The organism is Pseudoalteromonas sp. ESRF-bin5 (assembly GCF_002632075.1).
GTDB classification, from domain to species: domain Bacteria; phylum Pseudomonadota; class Gammaproteobacteria; order Enterobacterales; family Alteromonadaceae; genus Pseudoalteromonas; species Pseudoalteromonas marina.
In genome coordinates this window covers 1-8,877 of record NZ_NTLW01000115.1, presented here as the reverse complement: position 1 = coordinate 8,877, position 8,877 = coordinate 1, and the positions used below count along the sequence as shown (strand labels likewise).

The following is an 8,877-nucleotide window of genomic DNA, read 5'->3' as shown; positions in this document are numbered from 1 at the left end:
GTGCTCTCGGTGGTCCTATTTTATTTATAAAAAATAAGAAACTTCGCTTATAACTTGAGAAAGCTCTTAGTCTACAAATAAATATCAAACTTTACCCCTAGGCGGCTGCTTGCTGGCTTTAAATGCTAGATTTATATCCTTAAAAACAAATATGCACAAAGAGATTAAGAGACGCTGCGCTTTTAGAGAAGTGAAAATGCGGCTTAAATTTTTTTGTCTGCTCATTTTCTCCTCATTCTCTTCTCTTTGTACAATTAAGATCTTTAAAATTTGAAGCTGCGCTTCTAACGTGATCAAGTTCAACGTCTAAAAAATCAACTTACACTTTACCCTGTAGGCGTGAAACTTGCTCACGCAAAATTGTTTAAAAAAAGTGATATTGTCACCACCGAGAAGTGAAGGAGAAGCCAAGGAGTAGTGATTTAAGAGCTATTGTCTTCTCTGTGAAGCGCGCAGCGGCTCAGTGCTCTCGGTGGTCCTATTTTATTTATAAAAAATAAGAAACTTCGCTTATAACTTGAGAAAGCTCTTAGTCTACAAATAAATATCAAACTTTACCCCTAGGCGGCTGCTTGCTGGCTTTAAATGCTAGATTTATATCCTTAAAAACAAATATGCACAAAGAGATTAAGAGACGCTGCGCTTTTAGAGAAGTGAAAATGCGGCTTAAATTTTTTTGTCTGCTCATTTTCTCCTCATTCTCTTCTCTTTGTACAATTAAGATCTTTAAAATTTGAAGCTGCGCTCCTAACGTGATCAAGTTCAACGTCTAAAAAATCAACTTACACTTTACCCTGTAGGCGTGAAACTTACTCACGCAAAATTGTTTAAAAAAAGTGATATTGTCACCACCGAGAAGTGAAGGAGAAGCCAAGGAGTAGTGATTTAAGAGCTATTGTCTTCTCTGTGCAGCCCAACGCCTCTGTGTTCTCCGTGGTCGTATTTTATTTATAAGTAACAAGAAGCTACGCTTTTAATAATTAAAGCGCCAGCTAGCAAGGCGCCTACAAGTAAAATAAACACCCTGCATTGCTAAGTGATTATGTCATCAAGGAGAAGTAACTACCAAATTGCTATTGTCTTCTCTGTGAAGCGCGAAGCGCCTCGGTGCTCTCGGTGGTCGTATTTTATTTATAAGTAATAAGAAGCTTCGCTTCTAACGTGATCTAGTTCAACGTCTAAAAAATCAACTTACACTTTACCCTGTAGGCGTGAAGCTTGCTCACGCAAAATTGTTTAAAAAAGTGATATTGTCACCACCGAGAAGTGAAGGAGAAGCCAAGGAGTAGTGATTTAAGGGTTATTGTCTTCTCTGTGAAGCGCGCAGCGGCTCAGTGTTCTCGGTGGTAATATTATATTTATAAGAAACTGCACTTAAGAAAAATGAAAAAAGGCTGAATTTTACTTGTCTGCTCATTTGCCCCTCATTCACTACTCTTTGACAATTAAGATCTTTAATCTATTTGTAGATACGAAATTAGCAGCTAGCTTTAAATTAACTAGTGGCGTAACAGGCAAAAAAAAGCGCGATATGAATATCACGCTTTTAATCGGTTTGTTAACTCAGTACAGGGCTTATTCGCCTTCACTTTCCATAAAGCGTTGCAGTTGATCTTTAAGGTTTGGTGGAATACCTTTAATTACTAACGTATCTGTTGCTTCGTTGTAGGTTACACGCTCACCTAAATGCTTGCGCTCAAAGCTCACACTCACACCGCCGCCTAAGCCTGAAAATTTAACCATACTGGTCACGGTTTTTTTATCGACTGGGAATGTTTCTTCTAAATCGTAACTTTGGTCCTTGCAAAAGCTGTCAAACGGACTGTCATCGCCTTTTGAAATAGCCGCTGATAGTTCGGTTACGCTTGCTTCTTCACCGGTCGTTACACAATCGTTACAGTAATCAAAAACCTGCTTACGCAAATCGTCTTTTTCTGATTTATCAAACTGCTGCTCAGATAGGTAATCTTCTACTGCATTTAGCATAACTTGGCTTTGTTGTTTAGGATCAACACCTTCTTCACAGCCTAAAAAGTCTAAGAAAAAATCAGCAACTTTTCGCCCTGCTCTGCCTTTAATAAACGAAATATAACGATTATCCTCAGGTTGTGTATCCCAAGCCGTTAAATCTATACGTGCTGCTAATTGCATACGAGAAATGTCAAGATGACGCGATGCTGCTAAATCAAGCTCAGAGGTCATTGAGTAATGCTCTTTGATATTAATCATAGCAATTAACATGTAGTCCGTAGCCACGTACTGATAATGACAAAATACCAAATAGCCTGTTTCGTTAAATGCGTATTTATCTAGCTCTTCTTTTAATACGGTAGATGCTTGCTCAGTTAAATGCCAAAAGCCCAGCTCGTTATTGCGGTAACTTTGCATTGATGACGCAACAATACTGTTTTTCTCGCCACTAAAGGCACAGTAACCTTTACCTGGCTTGCCCGTGAATGCATGGTGTAATTGTTCGATAAAAACAGCGACTTTATCATTAATGATCATTTCGTCGTTGCGAAGGTGAATTTGCGTATCGTCATCTTTTTTGTCTACATAATGAACGACTAATTTTTTAACGTCTGTTGTCATCTTTGTTTTTCACGCCTCAAGTGTTAAAATACGGGAATATAACTATTTTATTGAACCAACTGATGCCAATCTTATCAAAATACTCTAATGAAGAAGTAGAACAAATCGTCGACCAGCTTATTGATGTGTTAACTCAACACAAAGCACCGGTTGATTTAAGTCTTATGTGTTTAGGAAATTCTATCACGCATATCCTAAAAGAGCATGTACCAACAGGGAAAAGACAAGCTGTAACTGAGAACTTTGCAAAAGCACTTTCACAGTCGGTTAAATAAACGCATGAATTTATCGCAGCACAATCAGTTTTCATCAAAAGCAAGTCAGTTGCTAAGTTGGGGGCATTGGTTTACCTTCGCCAACATAGGTTTAGCGCTACTAATTAGCTTAAGCTATTTATTTGCTGACTCGCCACCAACAAGCTTCATGGGCATTACATACATGCTAGTAACATGGCTTAGCCATACTAGCTTTATTGCCTTTTTGGCGTTTGTGCTGACGGTATTTCCTTTAAGTTTAGTGTTTCCTTACCCACGTCATATTCGTGGCATGGCCGCTGTTATTGCAACCTGTGGCGCGTCTTTATTAACGTTAGACGCCTATGTATATGTTAACTTGGGTTATCATTTAAACCCTTCAGCCCTGCCTGAAATTATTTCCTTACTTTGGAACCGCTTAACCACTTCTCCAGCGCTTACTACGTTTCTTGCGGGCGGTATTGTGCTATTGATTTTAGGTTTTCAATTAGTGGTAAGCAATTATACTTGGCACCATTTGGCACGCTTAAAACAGTTTAAATTTGCACGCTATGCAATTTCGTTTTTAGTGATCTGTTTTGCTTTTAGCCACAGCATTCATATTTGGGCAGACGCTAACTTAAAATTTGATATTACCAAGCAAGACAATGTGTTGCCGCTTTCGTACCCAACCACTGCGAAAAGCTTATTGGCTAAAAACGATTTACTAGATATAGAAACTTATAACCAAGCTCATAGCGTAAAAATTAATAACCAAAATATTAATTATCAGCCACCGGCTCCACTGCTAAAGTGTGATGACTTTACTCAGGCTAATGTAGACATATTTGTATTTGAAACTGATGCACAACTAGTTGAGTTTGCAAATAACCACAAAGAGCTTCATAAAACAGAACTGTTTTTACAGCCTACTAACCATGACGATACGCTTTTTGGTTTAGTATATGGTTTACCTTCATTTTACAAAGCCGCTATTTTACAAGAACAAATACTGCCTGCATGGCAAAGCCAGCGCCGTAGTATTGAAGTTATAGGTATTGATAGCCTTAGCTTTATTAATGATCAAGCTCATACCAATAATGCCATTAGAGTTATTAATGGTGCTGCCGAGCAAGCGCCACGTAACAATTCGCATGTTTTTGCCTTTAGTTTAGCAAGCGATAACGCTGAAGTAGTCACTACATCAACCTTATATACTTCTGATAAGAATATTGCTGAAGTAAATGGGCTTATCCAACCTAGCGATTTAATTACAACAAGCGTTGGCAAATACTTAAATTGTAGCGCCATTGCTAAGCAAACAATGCTCGGTGTAAACTTATACAAGAAAAAAGATGACATGGGTGTTAACTACAGCCAAGGTGTTGTAATTGCATATAAAAAAGATCGAATCACTTTAATAGACTCAGATGGTAACTTTAAAAATATTTCTGCCGCTGAGGGGTTTTCTATTGAACAACGCTTAGATATCCCATTTTTAGTACAAAGTATTAAAAAGCTAAAAACCTTCTCTGAATAGTCATGATGTTAACCTAGCTTGCGATAATGCCAAGCTAGGTTATAGTTTTATAACACGTTAATTGCTTAGCAAAAAAATACGTTCATGGATGGCTATTATGACTAAACCTACTTACCTTTTTATTGTGCTTGGTACTCTTTTATTGAGTACACACAGCAACGCAACTACCTACTACAAATGCGTGACCGAAAAAGGCACAACCTTTTCTCAGTTCCCTTGCGATAACCAAGCAACAGCTTATAAAGTGACTACCGCTAATGTCACAGAGTCAGGTCCTGATGTTGATTATTCAAAACAATTAAATGCACTTGAACGAGAACAGCTTTTAAAAGGCTTAGAGGCAGAGCTACGCAGTAACAACCATAAGCTTGCTATTCTCGACAGAAACAAACAACGTAATGAATACAAGCAAAAAGAACGCCTAAATCATATTCTGGCTGACGACGATAAAAAGCGAATTGCAAAAGACATTACCAAAAAACTAAAGCTAATAAATAAAGAATATAAAAAAGAAGTATCTACAGTCACCAAACGAATTAAAAAACTTGAGAAAAAAATCGAAAGTTACAAAAAAAGTAATTAGCAAACATATTACTTAACTTACAATTTGCACTTTTAGTTTATCGATTAATTTAGCCCTAATTAATTTAGCTTGGTTTTAAACTTAAAATAACATACCCTTAACAAAATAGAGTATAAACTCTAGTGTCAATTAAGGAGTGCTAATGCAGCCACGTAGTATTGCTGAATTAATTTTAACTGGCTTTAAAAAGCACTATCAGCTTTTTCAAAAAATAACCGCTCAAGCGCCCCTTGCCTTTGCCAAACAAGACTGGCAAGCAATTAATGATATTAGCCGTTTACGTATTAGTTATTACGATGAGCGTGTTAACGAAACAATACATACCTTAAAGCAAGACCATCCTTCGCACGAACTTGACGAAACCCTTTGGCTTGAAGTTAAAAAGCTATACCAAGAATTCTTATGCTTTCACCCTCAGGCTGAACTTGCTGAAACATTTTATAATTCGGTGTTTTGCAGGCTTTACCATAGACGCTATTTTCATAACGACTTTATATTTGTACAAGCAACCCTAAAAGATGCGCCATCGGTTCCTGTTGAGTCAGAATACCGAAGTTACTTTCCGGTTGTTGATGGTCTTAAACCCACAATTAAACGCATTATTAACCACTTTGACTTTAAAGCACCTTTTGTTGATTTAGAACGCGATATTCGTCTGCTAGTAAAAGCATTTTATAAGCAAGCCCCCGACACTCATCATCAACCCTGGAAAATGCGCTTTGATATTTTACATACCGCGTTTTATCGCAATAAAGCAGCTTACATAGTGGGACGGGTTGTATCTGAAAGTGGTGTTCAGCCGTTTATAATTGCTGTTCTTCATCACGAAGATAAAGGCTTATATTTAGATGCCCTACTCACTAAGTCATCACAGATGCGTGTTATTTTTGGTTTTGCCCGCGCTTACTTTATGGTTGAAACCCATGCACCTTCTGCGCTGGTACGCTTTTTAAATGAACTTATGCCCAATAAAACTATGGCAGAACTCTATAACGCCATAGGCTTTCATAAGCAGGGAAAAACCGAGTTTTATCGAGAATTTTTAAATCATTTAGCACATTCGAATGACGAATTTACCATTGCACCAGGTACTCCAGGTATGGTGATGATGGTGTTTACCCTGCCTTCTTTTGGTTATGTATTTAAAGTCATTAAAGACAAATTTGGTGAGAGTAAACCATTTGGCCGCGATACAGTTTTGAAAAGGTATCAACTCGTAAAAAGCCATGACCGAGTTGGCAGAATGGCCGATACAATAGAATATTCAAACGTCGTATTTCCTTTGGCGCGCTTTGATAGTAATTTACTTGAGCAGCTGCACAAAACAATTGGCTCGTCGATGGTCATTGAAGGTGATTGGCTGATCATAAAACATTTGTATATTGAGCGCCGTATGACGCCACTTAACTTATTTTTGGAAAATGCTGACGACGAAAGCGCTGCAGATGCAATAGAGGAATACGGCCAAGCCTTAAAAGAAATGATAGCGGTTAATATTTTTCCTGGTGATATGCTATTGAAAAACTTTGGTGTAAGTAAACATAAGCGCATTATTTTTTATGATTACGACGAAGTACAATATTTAACAGACATGAACTTTAGAGCTTTACCTAAAGCGAAAAGCTACGATGATTACTTAATGGATGAACAAACTTACTCTGTTGCCCCGCAAGACGTTTTTCCGGAGCAACTTTGCACATTTGTAACACCCAATCCAACATACAAACAGTTTTTAATAAGCACACACCCTGAACTGATTGATGTTAACTTTTGGAAGCAGGCCCAACAAAATATAAAAAATGGCCTAATAAATCATATTTACCCGTACCCGACAGCACAGCGTTTTATCCATCACTGGTAAACGCAAGGACACACACATGAATATAAGCAAAATAGATTTAAATTTACTTGTATACCTCGATACACTACTTCGAGAGTGCAACGTTACACGCGCAGCAAATCAACTTAGCATTACTCAACCGGCCATGAGTAACGGCCTAAAGCGCCTTCGAAACCTTTTTAATGATCCTATTTTAGTTCGTACCAGCGATGGTATGGTACCAACAGAGCGTGCCATAGAGTTACAGCCAGTCATTCGTGGCATACTTATGACACTTGAAGAAACACTCGCACCAAATAGAGAGTTTGAAGCCAGCCAAAGTAAACGTGTATTTAGGATAATGGCCAGTGACTATGCAGCAAGCACACTTGCACCAAAACTACTGAGCAAACTGCACGAAGAAGCCCCAGATACAACTTTAGATATACTTACGCCAAGTGACGTGACCTTTCATGATGTTGAAAATGGTAAAGTAGATATGGCAATCAACCGCTTTGAAAATCTGCCACAATCGTTTCACCACAAACGTATATGGAAAGACAGCTTTTGCTGCCTTGTAAAAGCAGACAACCCAATTATTGAAAACTTCAGCCTTGATAGCTATCTTAAAGCGCGCCATATATGGGTGAGTAAAACGGGGTTTGGTGTGGGCGTAGGTATGGACCCTAAAGATGTGCAAAAGCTAGGCTGGGTTGATGAAGCACTTGCTCACTTTGGGAAACACCGAAATATTGCTACATTTACACGTAATTACCATGTAGCCATTCACTTAGCAAAAGAGCAAAATTTAGTGGCCACTTTGCCATCAAAAGCCGCTAATATTTATTTAGACGATGCCGGCCTTAAAATTTTAGAGCCGCCATTTCCTATTCCTCCTTTTGAGTTAGACATGATTTGGAGTCCACTGCTACACAGAGATGCAAGCCATATTTGGCTTCGCCAAAAAGTCGCTGAAGTGGCTGATGAGCTAAAATAAACTTATTACACGGTTATTTGTAAGATTTGCTAGGCGTAATATTGTATTTTCGCCTAGCCATTTTTAACAAGCAAAATATACATATAAATATCAGCAACTTAAATTACCTTTTTAAAATGGAATGGCCCTTGCTTTAGTTATGATAAGTTTCATTCGTAACATTAAAGAGGTCATTATGAACACCCTTCAAGGAACAGACGCTAATCATATTTCAGACATCATTCAAGTAATGAACAGCGGTATCGATTTTTACCAAAAAGCACAAGAGAATATTAAAGACCCTGCTATCGGAGCATTATTCCAGCGCATGATTGACGCACGCAGAGTCAGCGTTGAACGCCTGCAACCCTATGCTATTAACGAACAAGGTGAGCGAGAGGAAGGCTCTTCATTTGCTGTAGAAGCGCGCAGAGCATACACCGCACTTCTTACTACATTTGGTTCAAACAACGACAGCACGTATGTAAGCGAGCTGGAAGAAGTTGAAGACAAAACACTAGCAGAAATTAAAGAAGCGATGGATAAGCCACAACCCGCAGATTGTGAAGCCGCGCTTGCTGCAACACTTCTTACAATGCAAAGCTGTCATGCTGAAATGAGCCGTATGCAAAAAAGCTAAATAACCTGAATTGTATTTTAGCTATTCAGTAAATTATTCCCCATACAAACCCAGCGATAGGCTGGGTTTTTTATTGCTTTAAAATCATTTAACCTGTTTGAGTAACATGTCAGAACATAATTTATACAAATATTTAATGTTATTAGAATATTTATTTAACTGTATTATTTTTCAGCTGTGCTAGTTTTGTTAATAGGATCCTAAAAACCTCGCTGTGGCGCCGCAGCTTTAATTAAAATAGTAAGGTCCAATATGAAAAATAAAACAGCTAAACTGCAAAATAACGCCGACGTAGACATGACCCCAATGCTTGATATTGTGTTCATACTGCTCATATTTTTTATTGTTACTACCTCATTTGTTAAACCCGTCGCCATTGAATTAAATCGCCCATTAGACAAACCAAGTATTGAAAAACAAAGTAAAAATGCGGTTTTCAGTATTGATGCAAATAACGGCGTTTACTTTTCAGGGAGGTTAATTGACTTGGAGCA

General features: G+C 38.1%; 8 protein-coding genes. 7 read left to right on the top strand and 1 reads right to left on the bottom strand.

Translation table 11 applies throughout. The annotated features are described in order from the left end of the window. Window positions 1-1,575: 1,575 nt before the first annotated feature. Window positions 1,576-2,592 (bottom strand): nucleoid-associated protein YejK, encoded by a 1,017-nt coding sequence (gene yejK, locus BCG07_RS05835; RefSeq protein ID WP_006794655.1) that lies wholly within the window; start codon window positions 2,590-2,592, stop codon window positions 1,576-1,578. A 62-nt stretch (window positions 2,593-2,654) separates the two neighbouring features. Between yejK and BCG07_RS05830 the strand changes: the two genes are divergently transcribed. From BCG07_RS05830 to BCG07_RS05800, 7 genes are all read left to right on the top strand, one after another. Next, window positions 2,655-2,867 (top strand): YejL family protein, encoded by a 213-nt coding sequence (locus BCG07_RS05830; protein ID WP_006794656.1) that lies wholly within the window; start codon window positions 2,655-2,657, stop codon window positions 2,865-2,867. Between the two features lie 4 nt (window positions 2,868-2,871). Continuing rightward, window positions 2,872-4,365, top strand: coding sequence for a DUF3413 domain-containing protein (locus BCG07_RS05825; protein ID WP_286889233.1), 1,494 nt, complete (start codon window positions 2,872-2,874; stop codon window positions 4,363-4,365). Window positions 4,366-4,462: 97 nt separating this feature from the next. Further along, the gene (locus BCG07_RS05820) at window positions 4,463-4,948 is read left to right on the top strand and encodes a DUF4124 domain-containing protein (protein WP_286889231.1); all 486 of its coding nucleotides are present in this window, start codon (window positions 4,463-4,465) and stop codon (window positions 4,946-4,948) included. Window positions 4,949-5,090: 142 nt separating this feature from the next. Then, complete coding sequence (aceK, locus tag BCG07_RS05815; protein WP_286889228.1) at window positions 5,091-6,809, top strand: bifunctional isocitrate dehydrogenase kinase/phosphatase; 1,719 nt, start codon at window positions 5,091-5,093, stop codon at window positions 6,807-6,809. A 16-nt stretch (window positions 6,810-6,825) separates the two neighbouring features. Continuing rightward, complete coding sequence (locus BCG07_RS05810) at window positions 6,826-7,764, top strand: LysR family transcriptional regulator (RefSeq protein WP_006794660.1); 939 nt, start codon at window positions 6,826-6,828, stop codon at window positions 7,762-7,764. Between the two features lie 175 nt (window positions 7,765-7,939). Further along, window positions 7,940-8,383 (top strand): ferritin-like domain-containing protein, encoded by a 444-nt coding sequence (locus BCG07_RS05805; protein ID WP_008126367.1) that lies wholly within the window; start codon window positions 7,940-7,942, stop codon window positions 8,381-8,383. 252 nt (window positions 8,384-8,635) lie between these two features. Beyond that, the coding region (locus BCG07_RS05800; RefSeq protein ID WP_286889225.1) for an ExbD/TolR family protein at window positions 8,636-8,877 on the top strand (242 nt) is incomplete at its 3' end.